The organism is Mucilaginibacter terrae (assembly GCF_042679325.1).
Classification (GTDB): domain Bacteria; phylum Bacteroidota; class Bacteroidia; order Sphingobacteriales; family Sphingobacteriaceae; genus Mucilaginibacter; species Mucilaginibacter terrae.
On record NZ_JBHTMJ010000012.1, the window covers coordinates 138,462 to 162,918 of the forward strand.

At 41.5% G+C, this 24,457-nt stretch carries 17 protein-coding genes; 6 read left to right on the forward strand and 11 right to left on the reverse strand.

The features are described 5' to 3' along the window. Positions 1–63: 63 nt before the first annotated feature. The 5 genes from mqnC to argB all read right to left on the reverse strand — a co-directional run bounded on the left by mqnC (position 64) and on the right by argB (position 7,617). The gene (mqnC, locus tag ACFQ3S_RS12485; RefSeq protein ID WP_377164876.1) at positions 64–1,188 is read right to left on the reverse strand and encodes a cyclic dehypoxanthinyl futalosine synthase; all 1,125 of its coding nucleotides are present in this window, start codon (positions 1,186–1,188) and stop codon (positions 64–66) included. 276 nt (positions 1,189–1,464) lie between these two features. Further along, positions 1,465–4,323: a S9 family peptidase gene (locus ACFQ3S_RS12490; protein ID WP_377164878.1), complete on the reverse strand. Its 2,859-nt coding sequence runs from the start codon at positions 4,321–4,323 to the stop codon at positions 1,465–1,467. Positions 4,324–4,503: 180 nt separating this feature from the next. Beyond that, positions 4,504–5,880, reverse strand: coding sequence for an aspartate kinase (locus tag ACFQ3S_RS12495; RefSeq protein WP_377164880.1), 1,377 nt, complete (start codon positions 5,878–5,880; stop codon positions 4,504–4,506). 129 nt (positions 5,881–6,009) lie between these two features. Then, positions 6,010–6,822 carry a pyrroline-5-carboxylate reductase gene (proC, locus tag ACFQ3S_RS12500; RefSeq protein ID WP_377164882.1) on the reverse strand — a complete coding sequence of 271 codons (813 nt, stop codon included), beginning with the start codon at positions 6,820–6,822 and terminating at the stop codon, positions 6,010–6,012. Positions 6,823–6,825: 3 nt separating this feature from the next. After that, complete coding sequence (argB, locus tag ACFQ3S_RS12505; RefSeq protein WP_377164884.1) at positions 6,826–7,617, reverse strand: acetylglutamate kinase; 792 nt, start codon at positions 7,615–7,617, stop codon at positions 6,826–6,828. 108 nt (positions 7,618–7,725) lie between these two features. Here argB and ACFQ3S_RS12510 point away from each other — a divergent pair, with 108 nt between their 5' ends. After that, positions 7,726–9,036, forward strand: coding sequence for an NAD(P)/FAD-dependent oxidoreductase (locus ACFQ3S_RS12510; protein ID WP_377164886.1), 1,311 nt, complete (start codon positions 7,726–7,728; stop codon positions 9,034–9,036). 391 nt (positions 9,037–9,427) lie between these two features. Here ACFQ3S_RS12510 and ACFQ3S_RS12515 read toward each other — a convergent pair whose 3' ends face one another. The 5 genes from ACFQ3S_RS12515 to ACFQ3S_RS12535 all read right to left on the reverse strand — a co-directional run bounded on the left by ACFQ3S_RS12515 (position 9,428) and on the right by ACFQ3S_RS12535 (position 14,825). Continuing rightward, positions 9,428–10,390 carry an N-acetylornithine carbamoyltransferase gene (locus tag ACFQ3S_RS12515; protein ID WP_377164888.1) on the reverse strand — a complete coding sequence of 321 codons (963 nt, stop codon included), beginning with the start codon at positions 10,388–10,390 and terminating at the stop codon, positions 9,428–9,430. A gap of 43 nt (positions 10,391–10,433) precedes the next feature. Then, complete coding sequence (locus ACFQ3S_RS12520; RefSeq protein ID WP_377164890.1) at positions 10,434–11,576, reverse strand: aspartate aminotransferase family protein; 1,143 nt, start codon at positions 11,574–11,576, stop codon at positions 10,434–10,436. A 153-nt stretch (positions 11,577–11,729) separates the two neighbouring features. After that, positions 11,730–12,797, reverse strand: coding sequence for an N-acetyl-gamma-glutamyl-phosphate reductase (gene argC / locus ACFQ3S_RS12525; RefSeq protein ID WP_377164892.1), 1,068 nt, complete (start codon positions 12,795–12,797; stop codon positions 11,730–11,732). A 150-nt stretch (positions 12,798–12,947) separates the two neighbouring features. Next, complete coding sequence (argG, locus tag ACFQ3S_RS12530) at positions 12,948–14,141, reverse strand: argininosuccinate synthase (protein ID WP_377164894.1); 1,194 nt, start codon at positions 14,139–14,141, stop codon at positions 12,948–12,950. Between the two features lie 36 nt (positions 14,142–14,177). Next, the gene (locus tag ACFQ3S_RS12535) at positions 14,178–14,825 is read right to left on the reverse strand and encodes a GNAT family N-acetyltransferase (protein ID WP_377164896.1); all 648 of its coding nucleotides are present in this window, start codon (positions 14,823–14,825) and stop codon (positions 14,178–14,180) included. A 491-nt stretch (positions 14,826–15,316) separates the two neighbouring features. On the opposite strand from ACFQ3S_RS12535, the gene ACFQ3S_RS12540 reads away from it, so the two are divergent. After that, a complete protein-coding gene (locus ACFQ3S_RS12540) occupies positions 15,317–15,823 on the forward strand; it encodes a 2'-5' RNA ligase family protein (protein WP_377164898.1) in 507 nt (168 codons plus the stop codon). Positions 15,824–15,911: 88 nt separating this feature from the next. On the opposite strand, the gene ACFQ3S_RS12545 is transcribed toward ACFQ3S_RS12540, so the two are convergent. After that, positions 15,912–17,336 carry a CehA/McbA family metallohydrolase gene (locus ACFQ3S_RS12545; protein WP_377164900.1) on the reverse strand — a complete coding sequence of 475 codons (1,425 nt, stop codon included), beginning with the start codon at positions 17,334–17,336 and terminating at the stop codon, positions 15,912–15,914. A 303-nt stretch (positions 17,337–17,639) separates the two neighbouring features. Here ACFQ3S_RS12545 and ACFQ3S_RS12550 point away from each other — a divergent pair, with 303 nt between their 5' ends. From ACFQ3S_RS12550 to ACFQ3S_RS12565, 4 genes are all read left to right on the forward strand, one after another. Then, entirely contained in the window at positions 17,640–20,636 is a 2,997-nt protein-coding gene (locus tag ACFQ3S_RS12550; RefSeq protein ID WP_377164902.1) for a SusC/RagA family TonB-linked outer membrane protein, read from the forward strand. A gap of 20 nt (positions 20,637–20,656) precedes the next feature. Further along, on the forward strand, positions 20,657–22,252 hold the full coding sequence (locus tag ACFQ3S_RS12555) for a RagB/SusD family nutrient uptake outer membrane protein (protein WP_377164904.1): 1,596 nt from the start codon (positions 20,657–20,659) through the stop codon (positions 22,250–22,252). Between the two features lie 81 nt (positions 22,253–22,333). Further along, on the forward strand, positions 22,334–23,413 hold the full coding sequence (locus tag ACFQ3S_RS12560; RefSeq protein ID WP_377164906.1) for a phosphatidylinositol-specific phospholipase C1-like protein: 1,080 nt from the start codon (positions 22,334–22,336) through the stop codon (positions 23,411–23,413). Between the two features lie 28 nt (positions 23,414–23,441). Further along, the gene (locus ACFQ3S_RS12565) at positions 23,442–24,416 is read left to right on the forward strand and encodes a purple acid phosphatase family protein (RefSeq protein WP_377164908.1); all 975 of its coding nucleotides are present in this window, start codon (positions 23,442–23,444) and stop codon (positions 24,414–24,416) included. The last annotated feature ends 41 nt before the right edge of the window (positions 24,417–24,457 follow it).

Consider the following 24,457-nt stretch of genomic DNA (forward strand, 5'->3'; position numbering starts at 1 on the left):
GAAGTATAAAATAAAGCAGACTGTAAACAGTTCTGCTTTTTTTATGCTTATATATTTGCAGCGTTAGTAATTAATTACCTGCTCTTCCAATTGTTGGGGTACATCACGCCATTCGTATTTCTGATTGCGCAATTGCGGTTGAAAGCCAGCCTCGGCAATAGAATTTTGAATGCCTTGCGCAGTAAAGCGGTGGGGGGCCCCCGCAGCCGAAACTACATTTTCTTCAATCATGATAGAACCAAAATCATTGGCTCCCGCATGCAGGCATAACTGGGCAACCTGCTTACCAACTGTAAGCCACGAAGCCTGAATGTTTTTAATATTAGGAAGCATAATACGGCTCAAAGCTATCATGCGTAAGTATTCATCGCCGGTAACGTTATTGGTTATACCACGCACTTTTCTTAATAAAGTTCCATCATCCTGAAAAGGCCACGGAATAAATGCCGTAAAGCCGTAATGGGCTTCGGGTTTTTCAGATTGAACCTCACGGATCCAAACCAGGTGTTCAAAGCGCTCCTCAATGGTTTCCACGTGGCCAAACATCATGGTGGCCGACGTGGGTAAATTAATCTGATGAGCGGCACGCATTACATCAAGCCACTCTTTACCACCACATTTCCCCTTAGATATTAAACGGCGTACACGGTCGTTCAAAATTTCGGCACCTGCTCCCGGTAATGAATCTAAACCTGCTGCTTTCATGGCGGTAAGCACATCAATATGGCTCATGCCTTCCAACTTGCTTACGTGTGCAATTTCGGGTGGACCTAAAGAGTGCAATTTGAGGGCGGGGTACAATTCTTTAAGCTGTTTAAACAGATCGGTATAAAAAGAAAGGCCCAGATCGGGGTGATGTCCGCCTTGTAATAACAACTGGTCGCCACCCAACCGAAAAGTTTCTTCTATCTTTTGCTTGTAGGTTTCAATATCAGTAATGTAGCTGTCTTCATGGCCGGGTCTGCGAAAAAAGTTGCAAAACTTACAGTTAGCTATACAAACATTGGTGGTATTAACATTACGGTCTATTTGCCAAGTAACTTTACCATGCGGAACCTGTATTTTACGTAACTCGTTAGCCACGTACATCAATTCGGGGGTTGATGCGTTGTGATACAGGTAAACGCCTTCATCCATATTCAAAAAGTTGAATTGGAGTGCGCGTTGAAGCAGGTTGGCAGTGTTCATGTACAAAGATAAGCCCTAAACCTGGTAATGACAATTGTTGCCCCGGTTTAGCCTTAATATGATAATTTACTGATAGAAACGTAAATTGAAATATACAGAATAATATGAAATGGACTATGTTATAACACATCGGGGGCTATTACATTCGCCTGATAAAATTATTCTCCATAATATAACCGAAAAATAAAAGAAGAAGCTGATCATCACTAATGATACAGCCTCCTCTTGTTAAGCGGCAACTACTCACTACGTACCTAATTTATTACTCAATACCCTTTACTTATTTCCATCGCTCAAGGCCAGTCCCCAGTCTTTGCCTTTATCAACTGCGGGAACGCCTTTATCCATCCATACAGGCATAGGGGCACCTTTCAGGAAGTGGTCAAAAAACTGCGCTTCGCGGATGGTAATGTCTTTACGGTTACGGCGTTGTACCAGGTTATGGGCTTCATCGTTGTATTGTAGCAGCCAAACCGGTTTGCCTAAACGGCGCAGGGCGGTAAACATCTCAATGCCCTGGTACCAAGGCACGGCACCATCGGCATCGTTACTCATAACAGCAACAGGTGTATGCACTTTAGGGAATTGGAAAATAGGAGAGTTCTCCATATATAATTCGGGTTTATCCCAAAGGGTGGCACCAATACGGCTTTGCGTTTTTTCGTACTGAAACTGGCGATTTACACCACTTTCCCAACGGATACCCCCATAAGCCGAGGTCATGTTCGCTACCGGGGCACCGGCCCAGGCTGCGGCATACATATCAGTTTGGGTAATTAAGTACGCTACTTGGTAACCGCCCCAACTCTGTCCTTGTATACCAATGTGCTTCCCATCTACCCAAGCGTTTTTCTTTAAGGCTTCCACACCTGAGTTAACAAACTCAACAGCAGATGGACCGGGGTGACCTATTTCGTAACTAATGTCGGGTGTAAACACCAAATAACCATTACTGGTAAAGTAGGTGATAGGCAAGCGCGAAGGTGTAGGCGCGGGCGATTGGTATCCGTATAAAGTTTCCGATACCTTCTCATAAAAATATACCAGCATCGGGTACTTCTTAGTTGGGTCAAAGTCTTCCGGCTTATATAATATGCCTTTTGATTTGTAACCTTTAGGTGTGGTCCATTCTACCAGTTCGGCGGTCAGCCAGTTGTATTGCAACTGCTGCGGATTGATAGCGCTTAGCTTAACCTCTTTTTTAAGATCAGCCGATACATACAGATCGGGCGATTTATCGAAGCTTTGTTTGGTATAAATATAAACATCGGCATTTTTAGCTTTTTGCAGGATGCCATAGCTGTAAGGTGCCGAAATAATTTTTTCGGGGGCATTGCTTGAACCAAATGCTTGTTTGTAGTAACCCCATTGCTTGTTATCCTCGTTTTGCGTTAATAACCAAAGCGGTTTTTTTGTGGAAATATATTTATCTTCATCGTCACCGCTTCCACCAGATAAGGCCGCAAAACGACCGCCGCCAGGCATAGGGTAACGGAAAATAAGGTGATTTTTGCGGCCAGCGCCGTCGGTGAAGTTTTTAGCGATGCCAGTTGCGGGGTCAATGCTCCAAATATCATAACGGTCATATATCAGCACGTTCTTATCATCGGCTGTCCAGCCGGCAATTCCGTAGGCGTTCGCATCGTCGGGAACATCGTTATCTTCTTCGCCCAATTTAACGCCGGTAGCTTTGGTGAGATTTACTTTTTTACCGGTTTCCATACTATAGCTATAATAGTTTTGGTCTTTGGCATCAAACCATATCACATATTTACCTCCTGTACTAAATTGGAAACGTGCTTTGGTACGGGGTATAATCTTTTTGCGTTCGCCGGTTTTGGTGTCAACCAAATAAGCTTCCTGGTTGCCTCCGCCTTCCCATTGAGCTTGCACACGGGTACCGGTATCGGTTGTAGCCAATACATAGCGCGAATCATTACCCATCGGTTGCGATATGTTCTCAATATATTTATTGGCCAGCTGTATTACTTTTTTATCTGTCTCTGCAGGATGTATAACCGCCAGGTAGCTGCGGCGCAGGTCGCGTTGCAAAGTTTTCAACTGCTGTGGTTGCAGGTACTCGTCTTTATAGTTCCATATGTCCAGCTTAGCGGTCTCAAAATCTACTAACGTGGTATCGGCTGGTTTAGGTATTGGTGCGGTACCAAAAAACAAGTTGCTACCGCTTTTGCTGAAATAAACACGACCATCGCCACTTACCGCCCATTGAGGGGTGATGCCTGCCATGGCCGGACCGGCAATAGCAGTTGCGCTATCTTTACCCAAAGTATAATAATACAGTTTAAACGGTTTTACAGGCGCACGCTCCGGGTTTTTTTCGGCCACAAAGGCCAGCTGTTTGCCAGTTTCATCAAAAACTAAGTTACGATAAGTTCCACGTCCGCTGCTAATCGGTTTTACCAGGTCTTTCTCCACATCATAAACATATACACCCGATTGTGCTTCTTTGGAACGACGTGGAGCGGTTACCGCGTAAACCATCATTTTACCATCTTTGCTCAGCTGATATTCAGATACAAATTTGAAAGTACGCTGTTTGCCGCTTACCAGTTGTTTCAGGGTAAGGTCGGCACCTTCGCGTGTTGGCGGGGCAATGGTGGTAGCAACTGCGCGACGGGAGGTATCAGCCGCAACAGGTTTTTTAACCGTATCAGAAGGAGCCAGGTAAGCTATAACCGGAGCTTTTTCGGCTATCTTAAATGAGCGTACACCCGGTACTTTTGTGATAACGGTACTGCCTAATGTTATTAACCCCAAAGTATCCTTAGGCATTTCATCAGGTTTTTTCTTTTTAATGCGCGCCATTCGCGTAGCTGCATAAAACGGCCTGATGAGGAATACGGCATATTTAGAATCGTTGGTGAAACGGGCAGTATCGGCACGCGGAACGATGATCTTGCCGGTGTTTTGTGCTGTGGTTAGTACCATATTGGCATCGCCCTGCTGTGGTTTAACTACATAAACCACCCATTTGCCATCGTTGGTAATATTTTGATTAGAAACGGCTTGCCAGGTATCATAAACAGAGTGATCGAGCGGCTTTTTACCCGTTTTTTGAGCAAAAACGTTAAATCCTGCTGCCGAAAATAAACTTATCAGTAAAATTTTATGCATTATTTATCAGTTTGAAATTAAATCAATTAAAAATGCATAAAAAAACAATGCAAATGTAGCTAAGTTATGAAAAAGTTACATTGTTGGCATTTAATAAGCGATGAATAATTGATTGGTTGAATAGTTAATAGTATAAACTTTTTGGAATAATGAAGCGGGGTGCTACCAATCACTCACTACTTATGCCATTCCCTTATTTAATGCGATAACAGCTGTATCAAAATCTTCGCGGTTAACAACAAATTGTATATTTACCTGGCGTAATGCAAAGCCCGCGCTTTTGATGTTGATGCCGGCGGTAGCTAAGGCCTGTGCGGCTTTAGCTAATAAACCGGGCTGATCCATGTTAGAACTGATCAAACATACCATTGCCACTTTTTCAACGGTTACTTTTTCAAATTTGGATTGCAGTTCGTAGAACAGGGGATCGGTATAATCTTTTTCCCAAATTACAATAGAGATACTGTTGGCACTGGTAGCTTTAAAGTTATAACTCACGTTGTGGTGCGCAAATATCTGCATGATCTGCAAATCGGTACCTACGTTGCCCACCATAAGCGGGTCGTAAATATCAACCATTACCAGCTTATTGGTACCGGTAATCACCTCTACCTTTTTTTCGGGCGATACATATTCCCGGGTAATTAAAGTACCAGGATGCTCCGGCTCGAAGGTGTTTTTAATACGTAAATTTATACTATTAATTTCCAACGGTTTAGATGCCTTTGGGTGAATGGCTTCCATGCCCACATCGGCCAGTTGGTCGGCCACGTCGTAATTGGTAAAACCAACCGGGCTGCAATGGTTTACACCCACCAGCATCGGGTCGGCCGAGCATAAGTGGTATTCTTTATGGATGATAGCCTCCTGGGGTTTCACCGCAACAGCGATCTTACTGAAAGTGACCTCGGAGTACCCGCGGTCAAACTCGCGCATAATACCTTCGGTACCTTTGGTATAACCGGTAGTTATGCATATCGTATCAGCAAAATCAATATCTTTAAAAGCCTGTTTAATCCGCTGATCTATAGTATAAGGTTCATGGTCATGAAAGCCGCTCAGGTCAACCAGGGTAGCGTTAATACCTTTGTTCTGCAAAATATTGGTAAACACATAAGCCGAATGAGTTTCACCAATAGAAGCTAAAATTTCGCGTGCGGCTTGTAAAATCCCTTCGGTGCTCACGTAACCCGAAGCTAAAATACCAGTCAGGTTTATCAGAAAACCTTCGGCATGCCTAATATGCTTTTCTATAAAAGCGTTTGCGGCCACCACATCCAAACCCAGTATTTCGTACTGTTTATTAAGTTGTTTAAGTTTAATAATAAGATCGTTAAGGGCATCTTTAAAATCCAACTGTTTAGCCACTAAGTGATAAACACCCGGTTCGCCGGTCTTTTTATTCTCTAATAAAATATTAGTTACGCCCGAAAACGCCGATACCACAAATATGCGGTTATAAAGCTCTTTACCGGTGCGGTTATATTGAATGATATTTTTAATTACATCGCTCAGGGCACTCATAGAGGTGCCGCCAATTTTTTCTACAGTTAACATGAATAAGTTTGTATGTTATAGAGTCCGTTAGTCAATAAGTAAAACTTACAGCAAACGGCTCTTAAATTGATATTTTAAAACCCAACAAATATAAAAGTTTGTTCCGATTAACGGACTTACGACTCCCAACTACTCCGACTTCTTATATAGCACACCTGCTTTTTCGGCAGATAGCTTGATGCCCTTAATCATGGCCGAACTGAAGCCATGATGTTCCATTTCGTTTAAACCCGCAATGGTACAGCCTTTAGGCGAGGTTACTTTATCAATTTCCTGCTCGGGGTGAGAGGCTAATTGCAGTAAAAGATCTGCAGCACCTTTGGCCGTTTGAGCCGCCATTTTAAGGGCATCGTGCGCATGGAAACCAATTTCGGTACCACCTTGCGATGCGGCACGAATGGAGCGTAAAAAGAAAGCTATACCACAGGCACATAATGCCGTGGCCGAAGTCATGAGTTCTTCGTTGATTTGCACGGTAATACCCACCGTATCGAACAATGATTTTACAACGTTTATGTTTTCGGCAGTTGCTTTGTCGGTACCAATGCAGGTCATGGATTGGCCTATGGCAATAGCGGTATTAGGCATAGCCCTCACCACTTGTATATCTAACCCTAAATACTTACGTATATCCTCGCAATTTACGCCCGATACTACTGATATAAACAGCTGTTTATGAATATTAATAGCTGGTTTTATCTCATCTAAAAGTTTATTTAATTGTTGTGGTAAAATAGCCAAAACTATAATATCGGCTTCGCTTACGGCTGCAGCATTATCAGATGTGGTAACTGACCCTGCTTCGGCCAGACCGGCCAGTGCGGCCACATTACGACGGGTTAAAATAACCTGCTTTGGTTGATATTTGTTGGCTTTAATTAACCCTTTAGCTAATGACAGGCCAATGTTGCCGCTGCCCAATATGGCAATTTTATTACTCATGGTCTATTTACTTAATCGTGTTCCAAATATTTGGTTTTGCTGTAATTTGCTTAATTCGTCCGATTTGCCTATAACCACCGCTTTAACGCCACAGGCTATGGCCTTAAAGGCGTTGTCAAGCTTAGGCAACATACCGCTATGAATGATCTGCTCTTTTTTAAGCACTTCGTAACTTGCCGGATCTATATCCTGTATCAGCGACTCATCATCGTCAATATTCTTTAGGACGCCTTTCTTTTCAAAACAATAAATGAGGATGGTTTCGTATTGCCCGGATAAGGCAACAGCCAGGGCAGAGGCAATGGTGTCGGCATTAGTATTAAGCATTTGTCCATGGCCATCGTGCGTTAAGGCACAAAAAGCAGGGGTGAAACCGGCTTCTATAAGGTTGCTAATATTTACAGCGTTAACCGATGTTTCATCAAGATCGCCCACAAAGCCGTAATCAATAGTTTTAACAGGGCGTTTAACCGCTTTTATAAAATTACCATCGGCACCGGTAAGCCCAATGGCGTTGGTGCCGAAACGTTGTAACTGGGCAACAATGTTTTTGTTGATCAAACCTGCATACACCATCGTAACCACACGCAGGGTTTCAATATCGGTTATGCGACGGCCATCAACCAGGTTGGATTCGATACCCATCTGCTCCGAAATTTGAGTGGCAATTTTACCACCGCCGTGTACCAGGATCTTGTGGCCATCGAGCGCGGTAAAATCTTTTAAAAAATGATACAGGTTTTCAGAATTATCGATGACGTTGCCGCCTATTTTTATAACGTAAAGAGGTTTCATGATGTATAGGGATAAAAGTACTATTTTCGGCTAAAATATCTACTGTTTTTATAGTCTTTCAAACATAAGATATGGCAACGGGTTCTATTGATAATTTAAATTGGGATAATGGCAGAAATGTATTTAGGTAAAACGTCCAACAAACCACGGGTGGTTATTATAGGCGGTGGATTTGGCGGCATTAATTTAGCTAAGCAATTAAAAAATAAAGAAGTTGAAATTGTGATGGTTGATAAACACAACTACCACACTTTTCAGCCTTTATTGTACCAGGTAGCTATGGGCGCTATAGAAAGCGATGCTGTTGGCTTTCCTATCCGCCGTACATTTACCGGTCAAAAGAACTTTAGCTTTCACATGGCCGAAGCGCAAAAGATCAACCCGGTTTCTAATACCATTAGTACCAGTTTAGGCGATATTCATTATGATTACCTGGTTGTGGCCACTGGAGCCAGTACCAATTTTTTCGGAAATAAAGAAATTGAGCATTTCACTATGCCAATGAAGAATATTCCTGAGGCTTTAAATATCCGCAGCATGATCCTGCAAAACCTGGAGAAGGCAGCCGTTACTACAAATTTGGCAGAGCGTGACGCTTTGCTAACCTTTGTTATAGTAGGTGGTGGACCAACCGGTGTGGAACTGGCCGGGTCTTTAGCCGAAATGCGCTTACATATGCTGTGCAAGGATTATCCTGATTTGAAGGCCGATGATATGAAAGTATATATAGCCGAGGGTAAGCCACAGTTAATAGCTGCAATGAGTGACCAGGCATCAGCAAAATCAAAAGACTTTTTGACCGAAATGGGAGTAATTATTTATAATGATGTACATGTAACCAGCTACAACGGATACGACTTAACGATAGATAACGGCATTAATATAAAAACACGTAATGTATTTTGGGCGGCGGGTGTTAAGGGCGAAGTACCCGAAGGTATATCACAGGAAGCCGTTGTACGGGGTGGTCGCATACAAACTGACGAAATTAGCCGTGTTAAGGGTTACCAGAATGTTTTTGCCATTGGAGATGTAGCTGCTATGTTAACAACCGAGTTTCCAAACGGGCATCCGGGTGTGGCACCAGCAGCAATACAACAGGGTGGTCATTTAGCTAAAAACATAATTCATTTAATTAAAGGCGAACCTACGGTGCCTTTTAAATATCGCGACAAAGGTTCGTTAGCTACTATTGGCCGTAATAAAGCCGTAGCAGATTTGGGTAAACTGCATTTTCAGGGATTTTTTGCCTGGCTAATTTGGATGTTCGTTCATGTGATGTCGTTAGCCGGTTTTAGTAATAAGCTGGTGGTTTTTTGTAACTGGATCTTCAATTATTTTACCAAGAACACCGACAACAGGCTTATCATCCGTTATTTTGATACTGAAACCATGATGACAGATCCAAAAGCGAAATAGTTATTGTTTAATTAAATACACTGTTAATTAAATTTATTTAACAATAGTTGTTTGGTTGTTAATAAAGAAATAAACAACTAAAACAAACTAAATTATGCCGACAAATTCAAATCCGCAACATAGCGAAGGGCCATTGGCTAAAGCTATTGAACAACAAATAGCCAAATTGCCATCCGACCTATTTCTATGGGCAGCAGTGGGTGCAATAGCAGCTTCTGCAGTATTAAAAAATTATGAAAAAAGACACAGACGCTTTGTTTGTAGGCCAATGGCCTGCACCATTCCTGCTACTTGGCTTGTATAATAAATTAGTTAAGTTAGAAGGTAGCGAGTAAGACACACTGCTAAAAACAAATAAGCCGGTTAATGTTGAATTAACCGGCTTATTATTTTACTGATTTTCCAAATTTTCCAACAATTGCTTTAATACTGCCTGTGCAGCCCATACCCGGTTTCCTGCTTCATGTATCACTATAGAATGAGGGCCGTTTAAAATCTCGTCGGATAGTTCGAGGTTGCGACGTACAGGTAGGCAATGCATTACTTTGGCATTGTTGCTACTTATTAATTTATCGTTAGTGAGCATCCAGTTATTGTAATTATCCAAACCGGGCATTTCGCCATAAGGCTCGTAAGCCGACCAGTTTTTTACATACACAAAGTCTGCAGTGGCCAGGGCTTCATCCTGGTTATGAGTTATGGTAGCACCTAAAGTAAACTCTTTGCTCAACTCATAACCTTCAGGATGTGTAATCACAAAATCAACATCGGCACGGCACATCCACTCTGCAAAAGAATTAGGCACGGCTTGGGGTAAAGGCTTAATATGCGGAGCCCAGGTTAATACAACTTTAGGGCGGGCAACGGTTTTTAGCTCGGTTATGGTAATAAGATCGGCCAGGCTTTGCAACGGATGGCGGGTTGCGGATTCTAAACTAATTACAGGTACGCCGCAATATTCTACAAATTTATTAAAGATAGCTTCGCTGTAATCCTCTTCACGGTCTGTCAATCCAGGGAAAGAGCGCACCCCTAACAGGTCCACATACTGACCCAATACTGCAGCAGCCTCACGCACGTGTTCTACACTGGTACCATTCATCACAGCACCATCTTGTAGTTCTAATGCCCAGCCTTCTTTATCAATATTAAGCACCATAGCGTTCATGCCCAGGTTGAGTGCTGCCTTTTGCGTACTCATGCGGGTACGTAAGCTTGGGTTCAAAAAAACGAGACCTATGGTTTTGTTTTTTCCCAATTGCAGAAAAGCATAAGGGTCTTGCTTGAGTTGCAAGGCTTCAGCTACCAGTGCATTAATATCGGTAACGTCGTGTACGGAGGTGAATTGCTTCATTGATGTTATTTGGTTCGCCCTAATGGATGGTAATGAATTTTAATTATGCTATAACTGCTGTAGCTTTTAAAGTTTGTGCAAAAGCTTCCAAAAACTGGTTAGCATGAGCCTTGGTTAAATTTAATGCTGGTAATAACCTGATGACGTTTGGTTTGGCTTCACCTGTAAATATGTGATGTTTATATAAAAGATTTTTGCGCACACTGCTTAACTCTTCGGGGAGTTCAATACCTATCATTAAGCCACGGCCACGTACCTCTTTAACTTGTTCAAACTTTTTTAGTTCATCAATAAGGTATTGACCAATTTCGGCTGCGTTTAGCATGAGGTTGTATTGCTCTATTTCTTCCAATACGGCTAAAGCAGCGGCGCAAGCTAAATGGTTACCGCCAAAGGTGGTACCAAGCATGCCATACGATGCTTTAAATTTGGGAGCAATGCTAATGGCACCGATAGGGAAACCATTACCCATACCTTTAGCCATGCTATAGATATCGGCATCAACACCGCCAAAATCATGCGCGTAAAATTTGCCGGTACGGCCATAACCACATTGTACCGCATCGGCAATGTAAACGGCGTTATACTGGTCGCACAGCGAGCGAACTTTTTGCAGAAAATCCACAGTAGCAACTTGTATTCCACCTACACCTTGTATGCCTTCAATTATTACCGACGAAATTTCATTACTGGCAAAGGCCTGCTCTAAAGCAGCTTCATCGCACCAGGGTAAAAAGATCACGTTATCGGTTTCATTTATCGGTGCAACAATTTTAGGATTATCAGTAACGGCAACAGCTAATGAAGTACGGCCATGAAAAGCTTTGCGAAAAGCAATCACTTTCTTTTTACCATTGTAAAACGAAGCCAGTTTTAAAGCATTCTCATTAGCTTCGGCCCCTGAGTTACATAAAAACAACTGGTAATCGGTTTTGCCCGATACCTGCCCTAACTTTTCGGCCAGTTCTTTTTGCAAGGGAATTTCTATCGAATTGGAGTAAAAGCCTATCTGATGCAACTGATCTTCTAATCGCTTTACATATCGTGGATTGGTATGACCAATAGAAATTACGGCATGACCGCCATACAAGTCAAGGTACTCGGTACCTTTGTCGTCATAAACCAAACTGCCAACACCTTTTACGATATTGATGGGATTAATAGGGTAAACGTCGAATAGTTGCATTTTTATTAAGGTTAATTAAGAGCCTGTTTTTATTTAAAATAGCTTATCACGAGAGACACAAAGTATTGTGCCTCTACATTTGATTTTTTTAATAACGCATTTATATGTCATAGAGGCACAATACTTTGTGCCTCATTTTTTGTTGAGCGTAATTTAAAATGCGGCAGCTTTTAAACGCAAGCCCATTGTTTCATCAAGTCCAAAAATTAAGTTCATATTTTGCACAGCTTGACCGGATGCTCCTTTAAGTAAGTTATCCATTATGCTGATAATGAATATTTTATTATATTTTTTCTGCACTTGTATAAAGCATTTGTTGGTATTAACTACTTGCTTTAAGTCGATATTACGATTGGTAACATGCGTAAAGGGATGAGCAGCGTAATAGTCGGTATATAATTTAATCGCTTCTTCTTCCAACAAGTCACTGTTTAAATAAATGGAAGCAATAATACCCCGTGTAAAATCACCACGGTAAGGAATGAAGTTTACTGGTTTATCAAAACCGGGTTGTAATTGCGTAAGCGATTCGCCGATCTCGTTCAGATGCTGGTGATCGAAAGCTTTATAAACCGACGCATTGTTATTACGCCAGGTAAAGTGCGAAGTAGCCGCCAAACTCTGACCCGCACCTGTTGAACCCGTAGTGGCTGTAATATGAACCTCGCTGTTTAAATTGCCGCTGGCTGCCAATGGTAGTAAGCCCAATTGTAAGCAAGTGGCAAAACAACCAGGATTCGCAATGTTATCAGCTTGCTTAATAGCTTCGCGGTTTAATTCGGGTAAGCCGTACACGAAGTTGCGAGGTGTGGGGTTTTGGGTTGCGGGATAAGAAATGGAGGATTTATCTTTCAGCCTGAAATCCTGGCTCAGATCAATGATCTTCACGCTTGCAGGGAAGGGGTTAGCCTCTAAAAACTTGCGGGCATCGCCGTGACCAACGCATAAAAACAAAACATCAATATCGTAAGATAACTTGCCGGTAAATTGCAGGTTGGTGTCGCCGAAAAGATCGGTATGTACCTCGTATATATAATTACCCGCATTACTGTTGCTGTGTACAAAGGCGATCTCTATTGCCGGGTGATTAACCAATATGCGCAACATTTCGCCACCTGTATAACCGGCACCGCCAATAATACCTGCACGTACCACAGTTACAGCCCCCCGGCCCCCTGAAGGGGGAGTAGAAGTTGTGGCTTGATTTTTAGATTCGTCCATTTAATTTCTTACTAATGAGTATAATCTTAAAATTTCTGTCATTTCGAGTGATAACGAGAAATCTTGTTTAAAGAGCATAGGTCGCCTACTTTGCATATTTAACAGGATCTCTCTCTATCGTTCGAGATGACAAACGGCTTTTAGATGTAGCTAAGCTTTACCGTTAACTTTATTATAAATCATTACCTGGTTACCAAATATTTTAGAAAAACCTTTAACGTCTTCACCACTCCACGCATTGTTCATTTCGCCGTAGGTGCCAAATTTGTTCGACATCAGGTCATGGTCCGATTCAATACCGGTAACCATAAAGCGGTAAGGGTGCAGTTCAACAAAAACTTTACCGCTCACAGTTTGCTGAGCATCCGTTAAAAAGGCCTCAATGTTACGCATAATTGGGTCATGAAACTGACCTTCGTGTAACCAGTTGCCGTAAAAAGAAGATAACTGGTCTTTCCATGATAATTGCCATTTAGTTAACACATGTTTTTCTAATGTGTGGTGTGCCTTAATAATAATCATTGGTGCTGCGGCTTCAAAACCCACACGGCCTTTAATACCTATAATGGTATCACCCACATGAATATCGCGGCCTATGCCGTAAGGTTGAGCAATAGACTGCAACGCTTGTATAGCTTTAGCCGGATGATCGTAGTTAGTACCATCAATAGCAACTAATTCACCTTTTTCAAATACCAGTTCTAAGTTTTTAGGTTCAGTTGAGGTAACCGGCGTAGGCCAGGCATCTTCAGGTAAACCCAGGTTTGAAGTCAGGGTTTCTTTACCACCAACCGATGTTCCCCAAATACCTTTATTAATAGAGTACTTGTTCTTTTCAAAGTTCATTTCCACACCGTGATCTTTCAGGTACTGAATCTCTTCTTCACGGCTCAATTTCAAATCACGGATAGGGGTCATGATCTGTACATTCGGCACCAGGATATTAAAGATCATATCGAAACGAACCTGGTCATTACCGGCACCGGTGCTGCCATGGGCTACGTATTCGGCACCAATTTGCTTGGCATAGTTAGCAATAGCCGTAGCCTGGCTCACACGCTCGGCACTAACAGAAAGTGGATAGGTATTATTTTTTAATACATTACCATAGATCAGGAAGCGAACGCAGGTGTTATAAAAGTTTTCGGTTTCGTCGACCAAATGGTGTGAAGTTACGCCCATTTTGTAAGCGCGTTCTTCTACCTGTTTTAGTTCTTCATCGCTAAAACCACCGGTATTTACAATAACCGAGTGTACTTCCAGGCCTAAATCCTGCGTTAAGTAGATGCAGCAAAATGAGGTATCTAATCCGCCGCTATAGGCTAAAACTACTTTTTTCTTCATGGAGTTTGGGTTAACCAAATGTGTGTGACTGGTAAATTAAAATATAACTATTTTCACGCTGTTCTTAATAGCGTTCTCTATTCGCTCCAGCAATGTAGCCTTGTGCGATAATTTTTTCATTCTTTCTTCGTAATCCTTTTGTTTTTCTGCCGGGTCCCAAAGCATGGCAGTACACATGCAATTCTTACGCTCCTTCATGGTTAAAATATCGTAGTTCACACAACTGCGGCAGCCTTTCCAAAAATCTTCATCCTGTGTTAGTTCCGAGTAGGTAACCGGCTCATAACCGAGTTCCGAATTGATTTTCATGACGGCCAAACCGGTAGTTAAACCAAATATTTTTGCGTTGGGATATTTTTTGCGTGAAAGATCGAAAACGGCGAATTTAATGGCCTTCGCTAAACCCACTTTCCTAAATTCGGGGTTAACAATAAGGCCTGAGTTAGCTACAAAATCGCCGTGGCTCCAGGTTTCTATATAAACAAAGCCGGCCCAGGTGCCATCCTTATGCAGGGCGATAACGGCTTTGCCCTCCAGTATTTTATTGGCCACATACTCGGGCGAACGCTGGGCAATACCGGTACCACGCGCTTTAGCCGATGCTGCCATTTCATCGCATATTTGCGTGGCATAATCAACATGTTGTTCGGTGGCAACTATTATATTAAAATCTTGTAAGGTCATGAGTGTTAAAACGTACTAACGTTAAACTATTGGCTTACAGCCTCTATGTAGTTAATGGAATTTGTTAAAAGAAGTTTGAAATAACTTCAGTTGGGTTGCAGTGAATGGCTATTACCTAATTCAAACCCGGGGGATATACAATCGTCGTCGAGACGGTGAGCAAACAAATACAACAGCGTTAAAAGCAGCGGCAAACCTGGCAGTAAGTACTGCAGTTAAGGGTTTGTTGATGCTTTGTATATTCATTTCTATGTTATTGTTTTTGAATGCGCTAAAATTTTTTGCAAAGTATTCAAATAAATTTTATTTATGCAAGTAAAAAGAATAATATAAAGTTATCCTATTGTAAAGAAACGAAAGATGAGTGCCCTAATCAATGATAAGTATAATTGGCATGTTAAATTAAGTAATAATAATTCCTATGCATTGTTTCTTTATTATTTGCTTTGAAATACAGCTAAACAGTTGTCCCTAATTAGCGTTGTAAACGAATGCCCAATGCACCTTTGATCCTGACGTTGATGCTGGATGCCAACAGTCAATTTTTTTTTAATACGCTCCGTAAGCAACATTTTCCACCCGAACGCAATTACCTGGATGCGCACCTGACCTTGTTTCATCATTTGCCGGCCAACGAGCCTCAACTTATTGAAGATATAGCGATAGCTTCGCAAAACTATACCGCCATGCAGCTTAACGTAACCGAAATTAAAAGTATTGGCAATGGCGTAGCTTATAAAATTAAATGTGATAAACTGCTGAATTTACATCAAAAAATGCAACAGCAATGGGCAAAATGGCTGATTCCGCAAGACAGACAAAAGCTTTGGCCGCACATCACCATACAAAATAAGGTAGAGCCTAATCTGGCTAAATCACTTAAAGAAGAATTGGAGCAGTCGTTTGAACCTTTTACTGCTACCGGTACTGGTTTAAGCTTGTATGAGTATGTGGGTGGTCCATGGAATTTTATACATAATTATAAGTTTGCTCATTGATGAAGATACCTGTAAGGTTGCAAGTGAAATGATACAATGATGTAAGCTGTACTTGTTGTAATATATTTCAAATGCGTTGATGTTATCGTTACTTATTATTCCTAATAATCCATATTGGGTTTGTCATAACCAACAATTGGCCTTCTTCGTTTTTTATTTCCAGCCTTATGTAACTTAGGTTTTCTGCATCAATCAGCCATTCTTGATTTTGCTCCGTAGCTTTAACTGATTTAACAACACCTTGCGACCCAATTATAGATATAACCGAATTGGGCAGGGGAGATACCGATAAATTTAACGTCACTTGTTCATCGCTAATAACCGTTAACTCATCCCCAATACCGGCTACCTTATTTCTGCATTTAGCAGTCATTGAAAACTTTAGATCGGGCACTATGGTTATGTAAGCCTTCCCACTCTTTAACCCTTGCAAAATTCCCTTTTGTGATAAGGATGGTGCATATACCACCGTTTGCGGCGTACCCAGGTTATTTGGTGATCCGCTGCTTTTGTGCGTATCACTCGCGCCAATGGCCAGCATGCGTTTCCCGGTTTTTAAAATACTGTCCCACCACTTTAACGCAAGCGCATCCAAAATGTCCCAGTTACCATTCCAAATTTCAATGCCATCGAAAAGGTTAGGATCAAAACCAAATCCATTAGTAAGGTTCTTGGTGTAGAACGGATGATTAATGATACACAAGCCTCCGTTATTATGTACCTGATCAATATATTTCTTAATCACATTATCCTTTGGATTATATCTCCACTCTATCCAGCTTTGAGGTTTCAATCCAATGGCGTTCCAGTGGCCGTAAGTTGTGGTGGTAACCTCTTCGCCGTTGATAATTAAAAGGTCTTTCTTTTCATATTTACCCCACATTAGGTTAGCGCTATTAGTGTTGTGTTCAGTAGAGATGATGTAATCAAGGCGTTTGCTTGATGCCTCATCAGTCAGTTCCTGCTGTGTTCGTTTACCGTCCGAGTGCAGGGTGTGCATGTGCAAGTCGCCTTTATACCATCCGGCTTTATTATTGATTTGCTCATTGGCTGTAACCATTTTAAAAGGTCGTTTATGTTGACCCGAAACCAGTTCAACTTCTAAGGTCCAATCAATTCCTTCCTTAATAATACTCGACGGGTAAATCAAAATATTCCAGGTGCCTTTATAAATATTGCCAGGAATATAGCCGGTTGAAGCTTCTTCTTCATTAATGAAAAATGAGGTTTTTGCACCACCAGACCATCCCCGGAAACCAGCTGCATTACCTAAATCATAACCTTGCGGCCCGAATACCCCAAGGTTTAAAACGTTTTTACCTTCATTAGAATACTTCTCTTCAACCTTAATTTCGGTTATGCCGGCCGGAATGTTAACGGAGACATAACATAATTTAAAGATATCAGCCGAGTCTATATGCCCCGACATTTTAATGACCCTGGTTTTTTGGGCTAACAAACTGAATGATTGAAGGATAAGTAATAAAGCAAAGGCCAGTCGAAATATTTTCATCGGAATGATTTAATGCGGGGCAATATATAGGATATGTATCCTACACAGACTGTATTACTGTTAAGCTTATATGAATTATGTATTATCCTACAAAATTAATAGAAATGAATTGATATTTTACATAATATATTGATTTTCAAATATTTATGTATTTAATTATATCAATTTTTATAAAAAATTATTTTTAAAATTTGTAAATAATGTAATAGATCATTGATGATTTGATAATAACAGTTCGGTTGATTTGCAGAATTATTAATTGCTATTAATTCACTCCAAACAACAACAACACAATTAAATTTTATGAAAAAACTCTACAATGATTTTTTCAAGCCACTATGTAAGCATCGTTTATGTGGTGTGCTGCTATTATTACTCATTAGCGCTGTGCCCGCGTTTGCACAAGAGCGTACAGTAACAGGTACGGTTACTGATGAAACCAGGCAAGCACTTCCGGGTGTTACGGTTACTGCCAAAAACAGTGGACGCGGTACAATTACCGACGCTAACGGAAATTTCAGCATCCGTGTTAGCGGCGGAACAGATAGCGTAAAATTTGCTATGATCAGCTTTACATCACAATCTTTAGTGGTGGGTGGCAACAGCACTTTAAACGTTAGCTTACAGCCCGACTTAAAACAACTGAAAGATGTGGTAGTAATTGGTTACGGAACTTCAACCAAGAAAGATCTGACCGGTGCTATTACAACTGTAAAAGCCGAAGAATTTAACGTTGGTGTACTTACCACGCCCGCACAGTTGTTACAAGGTAAGGTTGCTGGTTTAAACGTAACCAAAAGCGGCGACCCCAATGCTCAGCCAACCGTATTGTTAAGAGGCCCATCAACATTGCGTACGGGTGCACAAACGCCGTTTTATGTAATTGATGGTGTACCAGGCGCATCTATCGACTTGCTTGCACCTGCCGATATTGAAAGCATTGATGTGTTAAAGGACGCATCGGCTACTGCAATTTACGGTTCGCGTGCGGCTAATGGGGTAATTATAGTTACCACCCGCAGGTCAAAAGCGGGCCAAAGCCGTTTAAATTACAGCGCTTATGCTGCTACCGAAAATGTATCAAAACAAATTGATATGCTTAGCGGCGATGAACTGCGTGAATACCTGCGAAGTAACGGGCAAACGCTGATACCTGTACTCAACGATGACGGTTCAAATACCAACTGGCAAAAACTGGCGTTGAAACGCAGCTATTCGCAAAATCATAACCTATCTTATGGTGGTGCAAGCGCAACAGCCGAATATGGTGCCAGTGCTAATTTTTTAAAAAATGATGGGATCTTAAAAAATACTTCACTGGAGCGCACTATATTAAAGGGGTATATTAACCAGCGCTTTTTTGATAATCGCTTAAAATTAAATATCACCTTAACCAATAGCCAAACTACCAACAAAGATGTGGTGCAGCAGGCAATATTACCTGCTATACTTTTTTACTTGCCAACAGTTAGTCCGTTTAACCCAGATGGTACTTACAAAGAATTCTATAATAGAACGGGTAGTGGTACTTTAAACCCATTGTCGCTTATTGATAATAACTTTATAAAGGTTGATAACAATAAAACCTTGATCAACGGTTCGGCCCAGGTTGACATTTTAAGAGGTCTTAAATTTACCTTGAACGGATCTGTACAGCGCGATCAAAACAATTACAACCGTTATTATAATAGCGCTTCGGGGTTGGCAGTTAATTTTAATGGTCAGGCTAACCGTTCCTCAAATTTAGATAAAAGTACGGTTGTGGAGTCGTTTTTAAATTATGACCGCGAATTCGGTTCACATGATATTAAATTACTTGCAGGTTATTCTTTTCAGGAAAACCGTACAAGTGATGGGTTTGGTGTAACCACCCAAAATTTCTCTAATGATTATTTAACTTATAATAATCTTTTCCTCTCTAACCCATCGTTGCTTTCACAAATATCTTTTAACGATAATCCTATTTCCACATTGCGCATATTGTCATACTACGGACGGGCACAGTATCAGTATAAAAAGAGGTATTTGTTACAGGCGTCTTTAAGAAACGACGGATCATCGGCCTTCGGTATTAACAACCGCTGGGGATTATTTCCTGCCGTATCTGGAGGCTGGCAAATTATTGAAGAAGATTTCATGAAAAAACTACCCGTATTCAGTGATCTGAAATTGCGGGTTGGTTATGGTGTTTCGGGTAATAGTGAGGGCTTCAATGCGTTTTCATCGTTATTGGTATACGGAACACAGATTGTAAACGGCAGTAGCTCTAAGTTTATTTATAACGGTAATGTTACCAATGCCATTGGTCCTGTACGTAACGATAATCCAAACCTTAAATGGGAAAGTACGGCTACAACCAACTTTGGTTTAGACTTTGGTTTTTTTAAAGATCGTTTAACAGGTTCGGTTGATTACTACATCAAAAAAACATCCGATCTGATCACCAGTTACAATGTTTCTACAACGCAGTTTTTTACCAATACTATTAATGCTAACGTTGGGGATATTAAAAACTCGGGTATAGAGGTTACCTTAAATGCTAAGGCTGTAGCTACAAAAGATTTCAGATGGACCACAAGTTTGAATTTTTCTCACAATAAAAACGTTGTAGAGAGATTATCAGATGAGATCTATGCGCTTAACTTCATTCAAACATCACAGTTAGGTGGTAAAGGCCAATCGGGTAACTACAGCCAAATTATTCAGCCGGGTTATCCTATTGGTACATTTAATTTATGGCACTATTTAGGTAAAAATGAAAGAGGTGTTAGTACCTATCAAAAGGCTGATGGTTCTACAACAGCGGCACAGCCTTTGACAACCGATGCCATGATTGCAGGTAACGCTCAGCCTAAATTAGTTTATGGTTTCAGCAATACCTTCAACTATAAAAACTTTGATCTTAACTTTTTAGTACGTGGTGTGCTGGGCAACAAAATACTAAATGCCACCTTAGCCAACCTGAACAACCCGGTGGATTCAAAAATTCAAAACATACCACGCTTTACTTTAAACGAATCATATAATGATATTAACGGCTACCTGATATCAGACCGTTTTCTGGAAAGCGGCTCTTACCTGCGTTTAGATAATGCTACTTTGGGTTATTCTATTAAGCCTAAGGTTCAGTCAATTAAAAATATTCGCCTATACCTTACCGCCAACAACCTGTTTGTTATTACCAAATACCGTGGTATCGATCCCGAGATCAACGCCGGTGGAGATATCCCTGGTGTTGATAACAATAATTTTTATCCTAAAACACGCACTTTCATTTTTGGTTTAAACGCTTCATTTTAATATTCATAATTATTACAGATATGAAAAAAATACAAACATTATTATCAGCAATGGTGATATTGATGGCTATAAGCTCTTGCACAAAGCTGGATGTGCCGGTTGAGTCGCAATATGTAAAGGAAAATTTCCCCACAACCAATGCCGATTATGCCGCTTTGTTCGGTACCATGTACTCCAACTTATCTTCGCGCTATGCGATAGATTACTGGCGTATGCAGGAACTCTCTACCGATGAAGCCATTATCCCTGCTCGCGACGGTAACTTTGACGATGGTGGCCAATACCGCCAGTTGCATTACCATACCTGGACCATTGACCACCCCAATGTACGGAGCATTTGGGAGTGGGGTTTCGGTGGTATTAATAACTGTAACCGGCTAATCGTTTTAACTAACGCTTCCCCGGCTACCGACGCCAGCAAGGCTTCCAGTATTGCCGAGGTAAGAGCAATGCGCGCATTGTATTACTTTTTTATGATGGAAACTTATGGTAATGTGCCTATCATTTCCCAGTTCCCGGTAAATGAATTGCCAGCTACGCAGCCTCGTGCCAAGGTTTTTGAATTTATTGAAAGCGAATTAAAAGCTGTTACACAGCAATTGCCTGCAAAATCAACTGCAGCAGCCACCAATATACAGCAGTACGGGCGCCCTACCAAGGGCATGGCATTTGCACTATTAGCAAAAATGTATTTAAATGCTGGTGTGTACACCGGAACAACCCGTTACAATGACGTAGTTGCCATGGCCGATAGTGTACAAAAGAATCCTACCTATACGCTCGATGCCCGTTTCCGCGACATCTTTTTACCTAACAACGGCCCTGCAATTAATGAGACTATTTTCGCCGTACCTTATGATCAGCAAATACCCGGCAACCAGTTTACCCGTTTCGGTTTCTTCCCGGCTTTGGCACCATCTTACGGCTTTAGTGTGGGGTTAAGTATTGCTATGAGCACTACGCCAGAGTTTTATAACCGCTTTAATCTTACCAATGATGTGCGTAAAAACACATGGCTGGTAGGCCCGCAATTTATACCCGATGGTAACGGGGGTTTTACATCGCAACCGGCCAATTACCCCGGCACAACCAGGCAAATTGTACTTACGCCTAACCTTGTATTAATTACTACCAAGCCAATGGACGTGGGTAATACCGAAGCCAGCCAGGCTATGGGTGTACGTTCTATCAAATATTACCCCGATGTAAATACTATACAAGCTACACGCTTAAACAGCAACGATGTGCCGGTGTTTCGTTTGGCTGATGTGTACTTGATGAAGGCCGAAGCTATATTAAGAGGTGCAACCGCAACCACCGTTGGAGGCGTTTTACAAACACCCGACTTTTTGGTTAACCGACTGCGCGTCCGTGCCAATGCTACACCCTTAGCCAGCAATATTACGCTTGATGAATTGTTGGACGAACGCGCCCGTGAATTATCGTGGGAAGGATGGAGACGTAACGACTTGATCCGTTATGGTTTATTTGAAAGGGAGTATCCGCTTCCTAACGATAACTTGACCATGAATAAAGACGTTACCCGCAGGTTATTCCCGGTACCAATCTCAGAGATCAGGTTAAACTCTAAACTGGTTCAAAATCCAGGCTATTAAATAACAATCAAACAATCCCTTTACTTCAAAAACGACCGGACAGTGTAACAGCTACCGGTCGTTTATTTAATTTAAACAAGTATGAAAATTCTTTTTGGTGTACTGCTGCTGCTGGCCGCGCCATTATTAAAGCAAGGTAACATTGATGATTTACCGATCAATAAAATCCAGGTGATAGGCTCACATAATAGTTACAAGCAGGCCATTGCGCCATCGTTGTTTAAGGCCTTTCAAAAAATGGATTCGGTATCGGCCAGTAAGATCGATTATGAGCACATCAGCCTTACCGATCAGCTGAACATGGGCTTGCTTAACCTGGAAATAGATGTATATGCTGATGCAAAAGGAGGTAAATACGCCCATCCTAAAGGGCTCGACTGGGCAAAAGAACAGCCCGCTTATGACCTTAAAGGCGAAATGAAAGAGCCGGGCTTTAAAGTATTTCACGTAGTAGATTTGGATTTTAGGAGCCATGCTTTAACTTTTAAAGACTGCCTTCAGCAGTTAAGGTCATGGTCTGATGCTCACCCAAACCATCATCCCATTTTTATAACCCTCGAAGCTAAAGACCAGCCTTCTAAAAACCCAATGTTAACCGTCCCCGAAGTATTTACACAGGAAACCTTTACCGAACTGGATAAGGCCATTATGGATGGCCTTGGCAAGAAACATCTGATAACTCCCGATGCAGTACGTGGAAAATATAAAACGCTTGAAGAAGCCGTGTTACACAATAACTGGCCTACATTAAAGCAGGCAAAGGGCAAATTCCTGTTTGTGTTAGATGATGTTAAAGAGAAAAGAGCTTTGTATATAGCCGGTCATACATCGTTAAAGGAGCGTGTATTATTCGCTAATGCCGAACCGGGTACACCTGAAGCCGCTATGATGATCAGAAACGACCCAAAGGATGCTGCCATACCAAACCTGGTTAAAAAAGGATATATCATACGTACCCGTGCCGATGGCGACACCCAACAGGCGCGTGTAAACGACAGATCTGGCTTAATAGCTGCTTTTAATTCGGGCGCACAAATTATTACCACCGATTACTATTTGAAAAGCACGCACTTTAAATCGGATTATGTAGTAAGCTTCGAGGGTGATAATAAATACTTCCGGGTTAATCCGTTATTTACCACTTCAAAAGTTAGCCAATAATTACACCTCAATATCAAATAAAGCAGGTATGGATCGTAGGAAATTTGTTAAAAACACGGCACTAAGCGCAATCGGCGCTTCTTTGTTAGCACCGCTGGAAAGCCTTGCCGACAATCAGGCCACCCATCTAAAAAGCGAAGATCTGTCTTCAACAACTCATGCAGACCCAACATACAATCTGCATTTTATTGCCCTGGGAGATTGGGGCCGCAATGGTGAATACCTGCAAACGGAGGTAGCCAAACAAATGGGTCAATGGGCAGCATCGCATCCCAATAATTTTGTGATATCGGTAGGCGATAACTTTTACCCGAAAGGCGTAGTAAGCGAGCATGATCCATTGTTGAATTTTTCATTTGAGAACGTGTACACGGCTCATTCGCTGCAATGCGATTGGTACCCTATTTTAGGAAATCATGATTACGGTTCGGAACCCGATGCGCAGATCCGCTACAGCAAAGTAAGCCGCCGCTGGAATATGCCCTCACGGTATTATTCTAAAGAGGTTTCATTAGGTGCCGATAATGGAAAGGTGCTGTTCGTTTTTATTGATACACAGCCTATTGTGTATGATATAAAAGACCAGGAACCTCAAAAGCAGTTGGAATGGATCAGGCAAACATTGAAACAGGTATCGGCCGATGTCAAATGGAAGGTAGTGGTAGGCCATCATCCGCATTATACGGTTGGGCCGCGTATTAAAAATTATGATACGCTGGAGATTAGGAAAGCCTTATCGGTGATTTTAGAAGAAAATAAAGTAGATATTTATTTAACCGGCCACGAACATTCCCTGCAGCACATTAAGCCTGAAGGGCATACGCATTTGTTTATTTCGGGAGCAGGATCGGAACTTACACCGGTAACCAGCGGCGTAAATTACAGTCGTTTTGCAGCATCAGAGAACGGCTATATGTATTTTGCCGTTAACGCAAAGCAGTTTAACATGAAAGCGGTAAGCTACAAAGGCAATGTTTTATACGAAACTACGCTGAGTAAATAAGCTACTCACAAAGTGATTTAATATTAACGGGTATTCATCAA

Bases quoted from the DNA above. Each gene is read 5' to 3' on its own strand.
- mqnC (WP_377164876.1), bottom strand. From the start codon at position 1,188: ATGAACACTGCCAACCTGCTTCAACGCGCACTCCAATTCAACTTTTTG.
- ACFQ3S_RS12490 (WP_377164878.1), bottom strand. From the start codon at position 4,323: ATGCATAAAATTTTACTGATAAGTTTATTTTCGGCAGCAGGATTTAAC.
- ACFQ3S_RS12495 (WP_377164880.1), bottom strand. From the start codon at position 5,880: ATGTTAACTGTAGAAAAAATTGGCGGCACCTCTATGAGTGCCCTGAGC.
- proC (WP_377164882.1), bottom strand. From the start codon at position 6,822: ATGAGTAATAAAATTGCCATATTGGGCAGCGGCAACATTGGCCTGTCA.
- argB (WP_377164884.1), bottom strand. From the start codon at position 7,617: ATGAAACCTCTTTACGTTATAAAAATAGGCGGCAACGTCATCGATAAT.
- ACFQ3S_RS12510 (WP_377164886.1), top strand. From the start codon at position 7,726: ATGGCAGAAATGTATTTAGGTAAAACGTCCAACAAACCACGGGTGGTT.
- ACFQ3S_RS12515 (WP_377164888.1), bottom strand. From the start codon at position 10,390: ATGAAGCAATTCACCTCCGTACACGACGTTACCGATATTAATGCACTG.
- ACFQ3S_RS12520 (WP_377164890.1), bottom strand. From the start codon at position 11,576: ATGCAACTATTCGACGTTTACCCTATTAATCCCATCAATATCGTAAAA.
- argC (WP_377164892.1), bottom strand. From the start codon at position 12,797: ATGGACGAATCTAAAAATCAAGCCACAACTTCTACTCCCCCTTCAGGG.
- argG (WP_377164894.1), bottom strand. From the start codon at position 14,141: ATGAAGAAAAAAGTAGTTTTAGCCTATAGCGGCGGATTAGATACCTCA.
- ACFQ3S_RS12535 (WP_377164896.1), bottom strand. From the start codon at position 14,825: ATGACCTTACAAGATTTTAATATAATAGTTGCCACCGAACAACATGTT.
- ACFQ3S_RS12540 (WP_377164898.1), top strand. From the start codon at position 15,317: ATGCCCAATGCACCTTTGATCCTGACGTTGATGCTGGATGCCAACAGT.
- ACFQ3S_RS12545 (WP_377164900.1), bottom strand. From the start codon at position 17,336: ATGAAAATATTTCGACTGGCCTTTGCTTTATTACTTATCCTTCAATCA.
- ACFQ3S_RS12550 (WP_377164902.1), top strand. From the start codon at position 17,640: ATGAAAAAACTCTACAATGATTTTTTCAAGCCACTATGTAAGCATCGT.
- ACFQ3S_RS12555 (WP_377164904.1), top strand. From the start codon at position 20,657: ATGAAAAAAATACAAACATTATTATCAGCAATGGTGATATTGATGGCT.
- ACFQ3S_RS12560 (WP_377164906.1), top strand. From the start codon at position 22,334: ATGAAAATTCTTTTTGGTGTACTGCTGCTGCTGGCCGCGCCATTATTA.
- ACFQ3S_RS12565 (WP_377164908.1), top strand. From the start codon at position 23,442: ATGGATCGTAGGAAATTTGTTAAAAACACGGCACTAAGCGCAATCGGC.